Genomic DNA, 13,593 nt, shown 5'->3' with positions numbered 1-13,593 from the left:
TGTGCATTGTGGCAGGCGGCGCCGACACTCGGGCCGCCTGCCACGCGCGGAGCGCTGAACCGTTTTACGGCACGGCCGCCTCGTGGGTCTTCGTCCCGTCCCGGGGTGCGCCGAGGCGCTGTTGCAGCTTCTCGCCCTCCACGTCGACGTCGGGCAGGGCCCGTTCCAGCCAGGACGGCAGCCACCAGGCGGACCGGCCGAGCAGGCCCAGGACGGCGGGCACCAGCGTCATCCGCACCACGAAGGCGTCGAAGAAGACGGCGATGGCCAGGCCGAGGCCGATCATCTTGACCATGGGTTCGGTGGAGCCGACGAACCCGGCGAAGACGCTGATCATGATGATGGCGGCGGCGGTGACGACCCGGGCCCCGTGCCGGAATCCGGTGACGACGGCCTCGCCGGGGCTCTGGCCGTGGACGTACGCCTCGCGCATCCGGGTGACCAGGAACACCTCGTAGTCCATGGCGAGTCCGAAGACCACGCCGACCAGGAAGATCGGCATCAGGCTCATCACCGGGCCGGTCTCCTCGACGCCGAACAGACCGCCCAGCCAGCCCCACTGGAAGACCGCGACGACGGCACCGAGGGCGGCCAGCACGGACAGCAGGAAGCCGAGGGCGGCCTTGAGCGGCACCAGCAGGGAGCGGAAGACGAGGATCAGCAGCAGGAAGGCGAGGCCGACGACGAGGGCCAGGTAGGGCAGCAGGGCGTCGTTGAGCTTGTCGGAGACATCGATGCCCATGGCGGTCTGGCCGGTGACCAGCAAGGTGGCGCCGGTGTCGGCGCGCAGCTGCCCCGCGCCGTCCCGGATGGCCGTCACCAGGTCCTCGGTCTCGGTGCTGAGCGGCTTGGAGGACGGGATCACGGTGAGGATGGCGGTGGAGCCGTCCTCGCTGAGCACCGGCTCGGTGACGACGGCGACATCGTCCAGACCCTCGATGGTGGCCCTGGCGCGCTCGGCGGCGGCGCCGGCGCCCCCGGCGGCGTCCTGGCCGTCGACGGCCACCATCAGGGGGCCGTTGAAGCCGGCGCCGAAGGATTCGGCGAGCAGGTCGTAGGCGCGGCGCTGGGTGGTGTCGGTGGGCTGGGTCCCGTCGTCGGGCAGGCCCAGTTCCATCTTGGTGGCGGGCAGTGCGAGGGTGCCCAGGCCGACGACGGCGACCAGGAGGACGGCGAGCGGGCGGCGCAGCACGAAGCGGGCCCAGCGGGCGCCCATGTTGGGACGCGTGGCCGCCGGGCCGGGGTCCGTTGCGCCCGTGGTGCCGGTGCCGGTGGCGTCCGGTGCCGCCGGCCGGTCGCGGGTGCGCCGGGGCAGGATGCGGTCCCCGGCGAAGCCGAGCAGCGCGGGGATCATGGTGATGGCGATGAGGACGGCGATCAGTACCGAACCGGCGGCGGCCAGACCCATCTTGGTGAGGATGGGGATGTTGACCACGGCGAGCCCGGCCAGCGCGATGATGACGGTGAGCCCGGCGAACACCACGGCGGAGCCCGCGGTGCCCAGCGCCCGTCCGGTGGCCTCCGGGTGGGAGTGGCCCTCGGCGAGTTCGGCCCGGTAGCGGGAGACGATGAACAGCGCGTAGTCGATGCCCACGGCGAGGCCGAGCATCATCGCCAGGATGGGGGTGGTGCCGTCGAGGCCGAGCGGGCCGGTGAGCGCGGTGATGGTGGCCACCGCGACGCCGACGCCGATCAGCGCGGTGAGCAGAGGCAGCCCCGCGCAGATGAGGGAGCCGAGGGTGATGACGAGGACGACGGCGGCCACGGCGACCCCGATGACCTCGGTGATGCCGGTGGCGGGGATCTGGAGGAGGGCGTCGCCGCCGATCTCCACGGTCAGCCCACCGGCCCGTCCCGCCTCGGCGGCGCCCTCCAGCGCGTCGCGGTCCGCGTCCTCCAGTTCCAGGCCCTTGACCAGGTAGGAGACCTGGGCGTACGCGGTGGTCCCGTCCTCGCTGATGGCCTGGGACTCGTACGGGTCGGCGACGTCGGCCACCAGGTCGGATCCCGAGCGCAGGTCGGCGACCAGGTCCTGGACGGCGCTCCGGTGGGTGGGGTCGGTGATCAGTTCGCCTTCGGGGGCGCGGATCACGACGCGGGCGGTGGCTCCGTCGGCGCCGGAGCCGGGGTAGCGCTCGTTCAGCAGGTCGAACGCCTGCTGTGCCTCGGTGCCGGGGATGGTGAACTCGGTCGAGCCGGGTTCGGAGTTGGTGGCGGCGCCGGCGCCCGCGAGGCCGAGCAGCACCACCCACAGCAGCACGATCCAGCGCCGCCGTACGAAGGAGAAGCGGCCCATTCTGTAGAGGAAAGTCGCCATGATGCGGGGGTCTCCTGATCAAGCATGTGGCGTGATAGGGGTTCGGTGGCGAGCGGTGCCGTCCCGGCGGCCGTCGGGACGGCCGGGTCAGGTGGGTGGGGGGAGACGGGACGTCGGGGTCGGGTCAGGGGCGGGGGTTTTCCGGCCGCAGCAGCAGGGCGGGCAGCACGACCGAGTCCAGGAAGTGCTCCAGGTAGGGGCCGTCCGCGTAGTCGTCCTCGATCAGCGGGCGGGCGAGGAGCGCGCCGAGCAGGGCGTGCACGACGTAGCCGAGGGCGGGGTTGCCGGGGTCCACCTCGCCGCGTTCCGCGCCGCGCGCCAGCGCCCGTTCCAGGACCTCGTTCTCCGGGCGGATCAGCATCTCCCGCATGGCGAGTCGCAGATCCTCGTCCTGGCGGGCGGCGTGGGTGATGGCCTGGAGCAGTTCGGTGTCCTCGCCGGCGGCCTTGCCGGTGCGGCGGGTCATCTCCCGCAGGTCGCCGCCCAGGGTGCCGGTGTCGATGTCCTCGATGTCGAACGGCTTGCCGTGTCGCAGTGCCGCGATGACCAGTTGGCCCTTGGTCCCCCACTGGCGGTAGAGGGTGGCCTTGCTGGACCGGGTGCGGGCGGCGATGGCGTCCATGGTCAGCGCTTCGTAGCCGCGCTCCCGCAGCAGTTCGAGCACGGCCTCGTACAGCTCGGCCTCGCGCTCGGGGGTGATCTTGCTGCGCGCGGTCCTGCGGGTGGACGCCTCGCCGGCCTGGCCCGTCATGCGGCCCCCAGTGGATCGAAACGGTGTCGTACACGTCAGAGCGTAGGACGCACCCCATCGAAACGCAAGCGGATCGATACGCGTCCGTTTCCATGTACATTTCAGCGACGTAACATGCCTGCATGGGACCCCACACCACCGCACCGGGAGCGCGCGCGAGCCACAAGCTGCGAACCCGGCAGGAGTTGCTGCGCAGCGGACTCGACCTGTTCCTCGACCGCGGGTACGCCCGTACGACGATCGGGGACGTCGCCCGCGAGGCGGGGGTCTCGGAGCGGACGTTCTTCCGCTACTTCGCCAGCAAGGAGGAACTCGTCCTCCATCCGGTCCAGGAGATCACCGACCACTTCCTCGCCGAGGCGGAACGGCGGCCGGAGCACGAACCACCGCTCATGGTGCTGCGGGAGGCGGGCGCCCGGGTCATGGAGATCACGGCCGGCGAGTCGCTGGAGACCGTCCTGCCGGCGCTGCGGCTGGTGTGCGTCGAGCCGGAACTGCGCGCCGCCCAGATGGTGCACTCCGCCACGGCGCACCAGCGGATGGCCGCCGTGCTCGCCCGCCGCGAGCGCACCGCCCCCGGGGATCTGCGCCCCTCCCTGCTCGTCGGCGCCTACGTGGTGGCCTCCGCGCTGGCGGCCCAGGAGTGGACGCGGCGCGGCGACGGGTCGCTCGTGGCGCTCCAGCGCGCCACCGATGACCATCTGCGGCAGATGCCCGCCGCGCTGGCCGAGCGCTGGAGCGGCTGACCGGGGCCGGCCGGCCCGGGCGGATCAGCGGGTGGCGGCGGCGCGGGCCAGGTCGTACCGCTGCTGACCCTCCTGCACCTGCGGCAGCCGCTCCTCCACCCAGCGGGCCAGACCCCACACGTGGGCGGCCGCCTCCCGGCCCAGCCCGGTGAGCGAGTAGTCCACCCGGGGCGGGATCACCGGCTGCGCCACCCGGTGCACGAACCCGTCGCGTTCCAGGGTCTGGAGGGTCTGGGCGAGCATCTTCTCGCTGATGCCGGAGATGGCCCGCCGCAGTTCACTGAAGCGCAGCGACCCCTCGTCGCGCAGCAACGCCAGTACCAGGACCCCCCAGCGGCTGGTGACGTGCTCCAGCACCGCGCGGGAGGGACAGTCGGCGGCGTTCACGTCGTACTTCCTGCTCACATCCATGCCAGTAGCTTACTTCAAAGTGGGTACTTTCCCTGAGTTAGTTACCCACCTACCGTGGGAGACGCACGCGACGTACGAGAAGAAACCATCCCCGAGGGAGTAGCGAGCATGCTGGTAGTCACGGGAGCCACCGGTCAGCTGGGACGACTGGTCATCGACGCCCTGCTGGCGTCGGTGCCGGCCGATCAGGTGGCGGCGGTGGTGCGGGACGCGGCGAAGGCGGCCGACCTGGCGGAGCGCGGGGTCCGGCTGCGGATCGCCGACTACGACGACCCGGCCACCCTGCGCGGCGCCTTCGCGGCCGGCGACCGGGTGCTGCTGATCTCCGGCAACGAGGTCGGCCGGCGGATCCCGCAGCACACCGCGGTCATCGACGCCGCCAGGGAGGCAGGAGTGGCGCTGCTGGCCTACACCGGTGTGCTCGGCGGCCCGGCGGCCGACTTCACCCTGGCCGATGACCACAAGGGCACCGAGGAGGCGATCCTCGCCTCCGGGCTGCCGTACACCTTCCTGCGCAACGGCTGGTACCACGAGAACTACACGGCCCAGCTGGGCCCGGTGCTGGAGCACGGCCAGGTGGTGTCCGCCGCGGGCGAGGGCAGGGTCGCCTCCGCCTCCCGCGCCGACTACGCCGCCGCGGCGGCCGCGGTCCTGACCGGTGAGGGCCACGCGAACACGGTGTACGAGCTGAGCGGCGACACCGCATGGAGCTTCGCCGAGTACGCCGCCGAGGTCGCCCGGCTCTCCGGCAAGGACATCACCTACAGCGCCGTCACCGCCGAGCGGCAGACCGCGAACCTGGTGGGCGCCGGGCTCCCCGAGCCGTTCGCCGCCATCCTGGTCGGCGTGGACCTGGCCATCAGGCGCGGACTGCTCGCCGCCACCCCCGGTGACCTGGCACGACTGATCGGCCGGCCCACCACGCCGATCGCCGACGCGATCGCCGAAGCGCTCCGCGGCTGAGGTCCGCGCGGCGGGCGATTCCGGTCAACTGACCGGCAGGCAGTGGCGTAAAGCCGTCCGGCGGCATTCGCCACTGCCTTCGCCACTCATCCGAGTGATATGAACTCCACATGTGCGGCTGAATTCCTTGCGGACTGCCGGGAGTCAGGGTCTGTGCGACCGGGGCAGGGTGCGAGACGGTACGCACCGCACGCGCTCACCGACACGCCCCTGAGCACATGGAGGGATCATGACGCTCGCCAGCCACAGCACCGACGCGGCCCAGCCGCTTTCCTACAGCTGGCTGCTGACGGCCAGACGATCGGACCTCGCGCACTTCCGGCGACTCGCGAAGCTGGCGATGCGCAAATGGCAGCAGGACGACGCCGTCACCGAAGTGGTGCTGCACGGAGTCACCGAACTGCTGTCCAATGTGGCCCGCCATGTACCCGATCCCCGGTGCAGGCTGGAGCTGTTCCTGGAGGACGGCGCGGTACGCGTCACCGTCCTGGACAGCTCCCCCACCCTGCCGCGGATCACCCTGCCCGACTGGACCGCCGAAGAGGGCCGCGGACTGTGGCTGCTGCGTGAGATGGCGGACAGCATCGGGTTCGAACCCACCCCCGAGGGCAAACGGGTGTGGGTCAGGATCAGCGGCCGCTGACCGCCGCGGGCCACCCCTCGGGGAGCGCCGGCCGCTCCCCGTACGCCTGAGGCGACTCCCGTGCCCGGTCGGCCAAGCCCCGGCGCCCACCCGGGTACGCCTCGGCGAACAGCAGTACCCCGGCGACGCACTGCGGCAGCCCGGCCGCGATGGCCGCGATGGCCGCGATGGCCGCGATCCGGACGATGCCGGAGCCCTGGTCACCGTGCGGGCTGACCATACGCCTCCGTGGTCACGGCTCCCCGGGCGTCAGTCGCCCCTGCCCGGCTCGGGCCGCTCGTCATCCCCGGCCCTGGTCTTCTTGCGCTCGACGCCGACGCCGCCCCAGAAGGCGAAGCCGGTGATCACCACGCGCGGTGCGCCCGGGGCGCCGGCCCGGCTGGCGTTGTGGTCGAAGCCGCCCATCAGACCGAAGCCGCGCACCTCCACCTCGATCTCGGGCGGGACGGTCACCGAGACGCCGCCCATGACGGCGATGGCCCGGACGGTGACCTCGCGCTGCTCGAAGTTCGCCTCGCGCAGGTCGAGGTTGCCGCCGCCCATGAAGGCCAGCGCGCGGAAGCGGCGCGGCATCGTCCAGGCACCGCGCCGGACGAACCCGCCGAGGACGGCGAAGGCGCCCCGGGTGGTGGCGCGGTGGCCGATCCGGGCGGCCCAGCCGGTGGCCGGTGCGGGGACGGAGGTGCCGGCGGACGCCGGGGGGTCCACGCGCTCGGGCAGATCGCGGATCAGCGGCTCCAGCTCCGCGCGGGTCCTGGCCTCGTACACGGCGGTGAGCCGCTCGTCGAACTCCTCCATGACGAGCCGGCCCTCGGCCAGCCCCCGGCGCAGGATCTCGGCGTACTGCTCCCGCTCGGCGTCGGAGGCGCGGACCTCGGGCAACTCGCTCGTCATGGCGGAAGCTTACTCATCGGAACCGGTGGTTGGGGCGGCCGCGGGACCCAGGAAACGGAATCGTCCGGCCTCCACCTCGTACTGGTACGCGGCCGGTCCGGTGCCCGCGTAATCACCCACCCGGTCGAAGGCCAGCGGGCGGGCGACCCCGTTGTAGGTGAGGATGCGCAGCCGGCGCAGCACATTGGCCCGGTTCAGGCTCTCGCCCTCCTCCAGGGTGCGCTGCATGGCGATGACCACCATGCGGGCGGCGTCGTAGCCCTCGGCGGCGTACGGTTCGGGGTCCTCGCCGAACCGGCGGCGGTGGACGGGGGCGAAGCCGCCGGCTCTGGTGTCGGAGGCGGGGTCGGTGTGGCCGGCCACGAACCGCCAGCCCTCCGCCGCCTCCCCCGCGTCGGAGAGGAAGAGGGGGTCCATGGCGGCCTCGCCGGCGATCGCGGTGCCGCTCCAGCCGGCGGCGCGCAGCGCGAGGGCGAGCCGGGCGGCGCCGTCCGGCAGACCGCCGTAGACGACGGCGTCCACGCCCTCGGCGAGCAGTTCGGCCGTGACGGGGGCGAAGTCCTCGGTGCCGGCGGGCAGGACGCGGGGCACCAGCGCGACGCGGGTGCGGTCCACGGCGCCGCTGACGGCCCGGGTGATGAGCCAGCTGTGGGTGTCGGCGGTGCGGTCGTCGACGAGACCGATCAGGGCGGGCGGGTGCTCCCCGGCGGCCAGACAGCCGGGGATGGCGAGCCCCGTGGTGCCGGTGCCGGGGCGGCCGTGCAGGAGGACGGGGTAGTCGGCACGGTGGGCGAGGTTGCCGACGGAGAGGCTGAGGACCGGCAGGGCGGCGTCCTGGTAGACGCGGGCCGCGCTGTCGGCCACGGCGTCGCCGGTGGGCCCGATGACCATCAGCACGGCGGGGTCGGCGGCCAGTTCGGCGGCGGCGCGGGCGGCGCTCGGCGGGTCGCCGACGTCGTCGTGGACGGCGAGTTCCAGCTGGAAGGGCAGGTTGCCGTGCTCGTTCAGCTCTTCCAGGGCCATGGTGATGCCCCGGTACTGGCCCCGGCCGTAGCGGGCCTGCGGGCCGGAGAGATCGACGTGCAGGCCGATGGTCCACCGCGCTCCGGCGGCTCCCGGGGTGCCGGCCCGGCCCTTGGCCCGGCGCACCAGCCATGCCCCGAAGGCGGTGCCCCGGCGACCACCAGTCCGCCCGCGGCGATCGCGATCAGCCCCCGCCGGGTGGGCGTTCCGGTGGCCGGCTCCGCGGTGGGCTCGCCACCGGCCGCGGCCGTCCCGGGTTCTGCCTGACCGGCGGCGCCGGGGCGGGGTGCGGGCGGTCCCACGAGGCCGGACCCCACGGCGTCGTACCCCCGGGAGTGCCGCCCCCGCCCCTGGCGCGGTGCCTGCCGCTCCCCGGCCGGGCCTCCGTGCGGGCCGGCGGTGTGTTCCTCCCCCACCGGCGGGTGCTGCGCGCGGGCGGCGATCTCCGCGGTCAGGGCGGGCGGCAGCCAGCCCTCGCCCTGGTTCCCGCCCAGTTCCTCGCTCAGTTCCCGTGCCACCGGACGCAGCGCCGGGTCCGGGTCGAGGCAGGCCTGGAGGACCTCCAGCAGGCTGCGGGGGACATCGGCCAGCTCGGCGGGGTCGTCGTACGGGGTCCGGCCGGTCGCCGCGTACACCAGGACCTGGCCCAGGGCGAAGATGTCGGACGCCTCGTCACCCCGCACCACGGGGCCGGCCGTGTCGGTCAGCCGGGGGCCGTCCGCCGCCAGCAGGATCTTGCCCGGGTGCAGCCCGCCGTGCGTCAGTCCAGCCGCGTGCAGGGCGCCGAGCGCGCCCGCCAGCATGCCGCCGAGCGCCCGGACGGACCGGCGGGGCAGCGGCCCGTGGGCCGCCACCGCCAGTGGCAGTGCGGGCCCCGGCTCGTAGGGGTACGCCATCCAGGTGCCGTTCTCGTCCGTGCCGCCGCCCACCACCGGTACCAGGAACGGGTGGTGGACGGCCGGTCCCCGGTAGGGGCGGCGCGGGCGGTGCAGCACCTTGAGGGCCAGCGGGGTACCGCCGACCGAGCGGGCCAGGTAGACCAGGCCCGTGCTGCCCTCCCCCAGCCGTCCCAGCAGACGGCAGCCGCCGATGCGCGGCGGGTCGGACGGTCGAAGCGGCTCCATCGGGCGCGGCCCCTTTCCTGTGTGCGGCTCAGCGCAGCGCGCTTTCCACCCTGGCCAGCATCAGTTCCTGGGCGTCGGTCACGATCCGTTCGACGGCGGCCTCGTCGTAGCCCTCGGTGCCCTTGACCGCGAGGGCCACGGTGACCGGGCCGCGCCGGGTGACGACCCACAGGTAGGGGTACGGGCCGCCGTACAGGTCGCTGGTGAACTCGCCGCCCTCGCGGATGAGATCGTCGGCGCGCAGCGGGCTGTCCGTGCCACCCGGGTCGCCCATGGACAGCAGCCCGGTGACGCGTTCGTCGGCGCGCAGTTGCTGTCCCGGGCAGCGCAGCACCTCTTCGAGGATTTTGGCCATCCGCAGGTCCGCGGCGGCCACCGAGTCGTGGACGGTCACCGAGGACATCACCCGCAGCGGGCCCGATTCCGTGGAGGTGGCGGGCAGTTCGCTGTTGCGGGTGAGGTTGGCGAGCACCTCGCCGGGCAGCGGCTCGCGGGTCCAGACGCAGTCCTGGCCGAGCACCGCCATGGTGGCGGGGTCCGCCTCGTAGGGGTCCTGGGGCAGATAGCCGGGCCCGTAGTCGTGCGGCTGTGCGGAGACCGCGCGGGCCAGGGCGAGGGCGTCGTCGTGGCCGGTGGGCAGGCGGGCGGGGTCGGGTTCCCAGTCGGGGGGCTCCTCGGTGACCGTGGTGGGGTCGGTGTGCGGTGCGGTGGCCGGGGCCGTGCCGTCGCCGGTGTCCGGGGTGCCGTGGCCGGAGCCGCAGCCCCCCAGCAGGGGGACGATGACCGCCGCCAGTGTCACGGCGCACGGTGCCGTCCTGCGGTGCCGCAATCCCTCGCCCTCCCCAGCTCGGCCGATCGGAGCGGCATCACCTTAGCGTTTCCGGGCGGCGACCGGGAGTGGCCGGATCAATGGAGTGGCCCGGGCGGGCCGGCGGCGGGAAACTGTCGCCATGGAGACGACACTGCGTGCCGAGTACGCGTTGCGGAAGGTCTATCTGGATACGGCGAGCCACGGGGTGCTGCCGGCCCGTACGGTACGCGCGCTGGAGGCGGCGGTCGCGGACATGGCGGACGGCGGGGTCGATCAGATGGCCGGGTTCGCGACGGTGGACGGGGCCAGGGAGGCGTACGCCCGGATCGCGGGCGTCGAGCCGGGCCGGGTGGCGGTCGGCGCGAGCGTGGCGGGGCATGTCGGCACGGTGGCCAGGTCGTTGCCGGCCGGTGCCGAGGTGCTGTGCGCCGAGGACGAGTTCTCCTCGGTGGTCAACCCCTTTGCCGCCCGGGGGGATCTGGTGGTGCGTGAGGTGCCGCTGGAGAAGCTCGCGGAGGCGGTGACGGCGGGGACGGCGCTGGTGGCGGTCAGCGCGGCGCAGTCGATCGACGGACGGCTGGCGGATCTGCGCGCGGTGCGGGAGGCGGCGCGCGGGTACGGGGCACGGGTCATGGTGGACGTCACGCAGGCGATGGGCTGGCTGCCGGTGTCGGCGGCGGATTTCGACTACACGGTGTGCGACACGTACAAGTGGCTGCTCGGTCCGCGCGGGGTGTCCTTCCTGACGATGCCGGCGGACGGCGGCGCTCTGGTGCCGGCCGGGGCCGGCTGGGTGTCGGCGCGGGACCCGTGGGCCACGTGCTACGGGGTGGTGCGGGACCCGGCGCCCGGAGCCCGGCGGTTCGACGACAGTTACGCCCTGCTGCCCGGGATCGGGACGGCAGCCTCGCTGTCCCTGGTGGAGGAGGTGGGGACGGCGGCGATCGCGGCGCACGACGTGGCGCTGGCGCGGCGGTTCCGGGCGGGCCTGGCCACGTTGGGGTACGAGCCGGTGCCGGGTGACGCGCCGATCGTGTCGGTGCCCGGGATCGGGGCGGCGGCCGGGGCCCTGGCGGAGCGGGGCATCCGGGTCTCCGCCCGGGGTGGCCGGCTGCGGGCGTCGTTCCATCTGTACAACACGGACGCGGATGTGGACCGGCTGCTGGAGGCGCTGCCGGCCCCGGGGCGGGCCGGGTGAGCTCCCCCGGCTAACGCTGGGAGGCGCCCCCAGGGTGCGCGGTGGCGGCCTTCAGCGCCGCCCGGCACAACTGGTCGGCGGCGCGGGTGGTTTCGGGGAGGCGGTAGCGGCGGGCCAGGTTCAGCACGTGCGCGCACGCGGTGGGGAGGGAGACGCGGTGGCCGGTGGAGACGTAGACCGGTTTGACGCCGGGCTGGGTGCGCAGGGCGCGGCCCACCTCCTCGCCGTGGAACGCCCGTTCCGTGCCGTGGGCGTCGGCCGGCCCGTCCGCTTCCTGCGGGTCCTCCGCGTCCACCAGCGGTGACCAGGCACCGCGTTCGGGGCCCGGCGGCCGGTGGCGGAAGGTGAAGGGGTTCTTGGCGACGCCGATGGCGGGCAGTCCGGTGAGCACCCCGAGGTGCGCGGCGAGGCCGAAGCGGCGGGGGTGGGCGGTGCCGTAGCCGTCGCACACGACCAGGTCGGGCGGGGTGGCCAGGCGGCCCAGGGCGTCCAGCACGGCGGGCAGTTCGCGGTAGGCGAGCAGGCCCGGCCGGTAGGGGAAGGCGACCGGCCCGGTGGCGGTCGCCCGCTCCCGTACCTCCAGCGTCCGCGCGTCCAGGGTGACGGCGGCCGCGGCGACGATGCCGCGCTCGTCGTCGTACGCCACATCCACCCCGGCGACCGTGGCGGGGGCACCGGGCGCGGGGCCGCTGTCCTCGTGGCTGACGCGCTCGCGCAGCGTCAGCTGACGGGCGATCGCCTCGTCCTCGGTGGCCGGGGTGGTGTGGTGGAGGTGCATCGTCGGTGGTGCCGCGGCTCAGCCGAGGTCGACGTTCGGGTAGAGCGGGTGCTTGGCCAGCAGGTCCGCGGAGCGCTCGCGCACCTGCTCGGCGACGCCGTCGGCCAGGGTGTGGGCGGCCTTGGAGGGCTTGCCGTTCTTGGTGGTGCCGGGGGTGGTGGCGGAGAGCACGGTGTGGATCAGCTCGGCGACCTCGTCCATGCCGTCGGTGTCCACGCCGCGGGTGGTGAGGGCGGGGGTGCCGACGCGGATGCCGGAGGTGTACCAGGCGCCGTTGGGGTCGCGCGGGATGGCGTTGCGGTTGGTGACGATGCCGGCGTCCAGCAGCGCTGCCTCGGCCTGACGGCCGGTCAGCCCGTAGCCGGAGACGTCGATGAGCGCCAGGTGATTGTCGGTGCCCCCGGTGACCAGAGCGCCGCCGCGCCGCAGCAGGCCCTGGGCCAGCGCGTCGGCGTTGTCGACGACGCGCTGGGCGTAGTCGCGGAAGGAGGGCTGCCGGGCCTCGGCGAGGGCGACGGCCTTGGCGGCCATGACGTGCGGCAGCGGGCCGCCCAGGACCATGGGGCAGCCGCGGTCGACCTGGTCGGCCAGCGGGTCGTCGCACAGCACCATGCCGCCGCGCGGGCCGCGCAGGGACTTGTGGGTGGTGGTGGTGACGATCTGGGCGTGCGGGACCGGGTCGTAGTCGCCGGTGAGGACCTTGCCGGCGACCAGGCCCGCGAAGTGCGCCATGTCGACCATGAGGGTGGCGCCGACCTCGTCGGCGATCTCGCGCATGGTGGCGAAGTTGACCCGCCGCGGGTAGGCGGAGTAGCCGGCGATGAGAATCAGCGGGCGGAATGCGCGGGCGGCCTCGCGGACGGCGGCGTAGTCCAGCAGGCCGGTGGCCGGGTCGGTGCCGTAGCTGCGCTGCTCGAACATCTTGCCGGAGATATTGGGGCGGAAGCCGTGGGTGAGGTGGCCGCCGGCGTCCAGGGACATGCCGAGCATGCGCTGGTTGCCCAGGTCGCGGCGGAGTTCGGCCCAGTCGGCCTCGGTGAGGTCGTTGACCTGGCGGGCCTGGGCGCGCTCCAGGGCGGGGGCCTCGACGCGGGCGGCGAGGACGGACCAGAAGGCGACGAGGTTGGCGTCGATGCCGGAGTGCGGCTGGACGTAGGCGTGGCGGGCGCCGAAGAGTTCGCGGGCGTGCTCGGCGGCGATCGACTCGACGGTGTCGACGTTCTTGCAGCCGGCGTAGAAGCGGCGGCCGATGGTGCCCTCGGCGTACTTGTCGCTGAACCAGTTGCCCATGGCCAGCAGGGTGGCCGGGGAGGCGTAGTTCTCCGAGGCGATGAGCTTGAGCGAGGAGCGCTGGTCGGCCAGCTCGGCGCCGATGGCGTCCGCGATGCGGGGCTCGACGCCGCGTACCGCGTCGATGGCGGCGCGGAAGGCGGTGGACTCGGTGCTGAGCTCGCCGGTGGGGTCGTTCGGGGTGGGCTGAGCGGTCATACGGGGCCTCCTGGACGGATGTCGCGATGGCCCAGGCGCACGGCTCTCCAGCATCGCGCGACGGCGAAGGCCGCTCCCCGATGGTTGGTCCCATCCCGACGCGCCAGTCACGGCCCGCAGCGAGCCTAGCACTCGCGGATCGGCGTCCGCCGGGGCACGGTGGTAGGGGTGAGAGTGCCCGTCCGTGCTCCAGGGAGGCGGTTATGTCCGGTCACATCTACCGGGTGACGGAGATCGTCGGTTCGTCGCCCGAGGGCCTGGACGCGGCGATCCGCAACGGGATCGGTCGCGCGTCCAGGACCTTGCGCCATCTCGACTGGTTCGAGGTGACCGAGGTACGCGGTCACCTCGTCGAGGGCGAGATCGAGCACTATCAGGTCGGTCTGAAGGTCGGCTTCCGGCTGGACGAGGACGACGAGGAGGAGAGCGGCGCGGGCTGAGGGCCG

At 73.7% G+C, this 13,593-nt stretch carries 15 protein-coding genes and 1 riboswitch; of the genes, 5 read left to right on the top strand and 10 right to left on the bottom strand.

Going from position 1 to position 13,593, the window contains the following annotated elements:
• Window positions 1-64: 64 nt before the first annotated feature.
• Both SXIM_RS24895 and SXIM_RS24890 read right to left on the bottom strand, forming a co-directional pair.
• Entirely contained in the window at window positions 65-2,317 is a 2,253-nt protein-coding gene (locus tag SXIM_RS24895; RefSeq protein WP_046725172.1) for an MMPL family transporter, read from the bottom strand.
• 124 nt (window positions 2,318-2,441) lie between these two features.
• Window positions 2,442-3,068 carry a TetR/AcrR family transcriptional regulator gene (locus tag SXIM_RS24890; RefSeq protein WP_046725171.1) on the bottom strand — a complete coding sequence of 209 codons (627 nt, stop codon included), beginning with the start codon at window positions 3,066-3,068 and terminating at the stop codon, window positions 2,442-2,444.
• 122 nt (window positions 3,069-3,190) lie between these two features.
• Between SXIM_RS24890 and SXIM_RS24885 the strand changes: the two genes are divergently transcribed.
• Entirely contained in the window at window positions 3,191-3,814 is a 624-nt protein-coding gene (locus tag SXIM_RS24885; protein WP_046725170.1) for a TetR family transcriptional regulator, read from the top strand.
• Window positions 3,815-3,838: 24 nt separating this feature from the next.
• On the opposite strand, the gene SXIM_RS24880 is transcribed toward SXIM_RS24885, so the two are convergent.
• Entirely contained in the window at window positions 3,839-4,225 is a 387-nt protein-coding gene (locus SXIM_RS24880; RefSeq protein ID WP_046725169.1) for a winged helix-turn-helix transcriptional regulator, read from the bottom strand.
• A gap of 108 nt (window positions 4,226-4,333) precedes the next feature.
• Here SXIM_RS24880 and SXIM_RS24875 point away from each other — a divergent pair, with 108 nt between their 5' ends.
• On the top strand, window positions 4,334-5,188 hold the full coding sequence (locus tag SXIM_RS24875) for an SDR family oxidoreductase (RefSeq protein WP_046725168.1): 855 nt from the start codon (window positions 4,334-4,336) through the stop codon (window positions 5,186-5,188).
• A 229-nt stretch (window positions 5,189-5,417) separates the two neighbouring features.
• On the top strand, window positions 5,418-5,831 hold the full coding sequence (locus SXIM_RS24870; protein WP_046725167.1) for an ATP-binding protein: 414 nt from the start codon (window positions 5,418-5,420) through the stop codon (window positions 5,829-5,831).
• Here the strand turns inward: SXIM_RS24870 and SXIM_RS24865 are convergent.
• The 5 genes from SXIM_RS24865 to SXIM_RS24850 are packed head-to-tail and all read right to left on the bottom strand — an operon-like array spanning window position 5,818 to window position 9,671.
• A complete protein-coding gene (locus SXIM_RS24865) occupies window positions 5,818-6,051 on the bottom strand; it encodes a hypothetical protein (protein WP_046725166.1) in 234 nt (77 codons plus the stop codon). The genes SXIM_RS24870 and SXIM_RS24865 overlap by 14 nt on opposite strands.
• 29 nt (window positions 6,052-6,080) lie before the next feature.
• Window positions 6,081-6,725 (bottom strand): DUF1707 SHOCT-like domain-containing protein, encoded by a 645-nt coding sequence (locus tag SXIM_RS24860; RefSeq protein ID WP_030731492.1) that lies wholly within the window; start codon window positions 6,723-6,725, stop codon window positions 6,081-6,083.
• Between the two features lie 9 nt (window positions 6,726-6,734).
• Window positions 6,735-7,811: an ABC transporter substrate-binding protein gene (locus SXIM_RS24855; RefSeq protein ID WP_246156988.1), complete on the bottom strand. Its 1,077-nt coding sequence runs from the start codon at window positions 7,809-7,811 to the stop codon at window positions 6,735-6,737.
• A complete protein-coding gene (locus tag SXIM_RS28360) occupies window positions 7,730-8,872 on the bottom strand; it encodes a serine/threonine-protein kinase (RefSeq protein ID WP_046725165.1) in 1,143 nt (380 codons plus the stop codon). Before SXIM_RS28360 ends, SXIM_RS24855 begins: the two co-directional genes overlap by 82 nt.
• Before the next feature lie 28 nt (window positions 8,873-8,900).
• A complete protein-coding gene (locus SXIM_RS24850; protein WP_046725164.1) occupies window positions 8,901-9,671 on the bottom strand; it encodes a hypothetical protein in 771 nt (256 codons plus the stop codon).
• A gap of 151 nt (window positions 9,672-9,822) precedes the next feature.
• Here SXIM_RS24850 and SXIM_RS24845 point away from each other — a divergent pair, with 151 nt between their 5' ends.
• Complete coding sequence (locus SXIM_RS24845; RefSeq protein ID WP_046725163.1) at window positions 9,823-10,881, top strand: aminotransferase class V-fold PLP-dependent enzyme; 1,059 nt, start codon at window positions 9,823-9,825, stop codon at window positions 10,879-10,881.
• Window positions 10,882-10,891: 10 nt separating this feature from the next.
• Here SXIM_RS24845 and SXIM_RS24840 read toward each other — a convergent pair whose 3' ends face one another.
• A complete protein-coding gene (locus SXIM_RS24840) occupies window positions 10,892-11,659 on the bottom strand; it encodes an endonuclease V (RefSeq protein ID WP_046725162.1) in 768 nt (255 codons plus the stop codon).
• Window positions 11,660-11,677: 18 nt separating this feature from the next.
• Window positions 11,678-13,147 carry a glycine hydroxymethyltransferase gene (locus SXIM_RS24835; RefSeq protein ID WP_046725161.1) on the bottom strand — a complete coding sequence of 490 codons (1,470 nt, stop codon included), beginning with the start codon at window positions 13,145-13,147 and terminating at the stop codon, window positions 11,678-11,680.
• Window positions 13,148-13,169: 22 nt separating this feature from the next.
• Window positions 13,170-13,268, bottom strand: a riboswitch (ZMP/ZTP riboswitch).
• Window positions 13,269-13,350: 82 nt separating this feature from the next.
• Between SXIM_RS24835 and SXIM_RS24830 the strand changes: the two genes are divergently transcribed.
• On the top strand, window positions 13,351-13,587 hold the full coding sequence (locus tag SXIM_RS24830) for a dodecin (RefSeq protein ID WP_030731476.1): 237 nt from the start codon (window positions 13,351-13,353) through the stop codon (window positions 13,585-13,587).
• The last annotated feature ends 6 nt before the right edge of the window (window positions 13,588-13,593 follow it).

The organism is Streptomyces xiamenensis (assembly GCF_000993785.3).
Lineage (GTDB): Bacteria > Actinomycetota > Actinomycetes > Streptomycetales > Streptomycetaceae > Streptomyces > Streptomyces xiamenensis.
Note: the sequence above shows the minus strand (reverse complement) of the source record. Positions and strands in the feature narration are given on the sequence as shown.

Coding starts and splice junctions, on each gene's coding strand:
- SXIM_RS24895 (WP_046725172.1), bottom strand. CDS start 2,317: ATGGCGACTTTCCTCTACAGAATGGGCCGCTTCTCCTTCGTACGGCGG.
- SXIM_RS24890 (WP_046725171.1), bottom strand. CDS start 3,068: ATGACGGGCCAGGCCGGCGAGGCGTCCACCCGCAGGACCGCGCGCAGC.
- SXIM_RS24885 (WP_046725170.1), top strand. CDS start 3,191: ATGGGACCCCACACCACCGCACCGGGAGCGCGCGCGAGCCACAAGCTG.
- SXIM_RS24880 (WP_046725169.1), bottom strand. CDS start 4,225: ATGGATGTGAGCAGGAAGTACGACGTGAACGCCGCCGACTGTCCCTCC.
- SXIM_RS24875 (WP_046725168.1), top strand. CDS start 4,334: ATGCTGGTAGTCACGGGAGCCACCGGTCAGCTGGGACGACTGGTCATC.
- SXIM_RS24870 (WP_046725167.1), top strand. CDS start 5,418: ATGACGCTCGCCAGCCACAGCACCGACGCGGCCCAGCCGCTTTCCTAC.
- SXIM_RS24865 (WP_046725166.1), bottom strand. CDS start 6,051: ATGGTCAGCCCGCACGGTGACCAGGGCTCCGGCATCGTCCGGATCGCG.
- SXIM_RS24860 (WP_030731492.1), bottom strand. CDS start 6,725: ATGACGAGCGAGTTGCCCGAGGTCCGCGCCTCCGACGCCGAGCGGGAG.
- SXIM_RS28360 (WP_046725165.1), bottom strand. CDS start 8,872: ATGGAGCCGCTTCGACCGTCCGACCCGCCGCGCATCGGCGGCTGCCGT.
- SXIM_RS24845 (WP_046725163.1), top strand. CDS start 9,823: ATGGAGACGACACTGCGTGCCGAGTACGCGTTGCGGAAGGTCTATCTG.
- SXIM_RS24840 (WP_046725162.1), bottom strand. CDS start 11,659: ATGCACCTCCACCACACCACCCCGGCCACCGAGGACGAGGCGATCGCC.
- SXIM_RS24835 (WP_046725161.1), bottom strand. CDS start 13,147: ATGACCGCTCAGCCCACCCCGAACGACCCCACCGGCGAGCTCAGCACC.
- SXIM_RS24830 (WP_030731476.1), top strand. CDS start 13,351: ATGTCCGGTCACATCTACCGGGTGACGGAGATCGTCGGTTCGTCGCCC.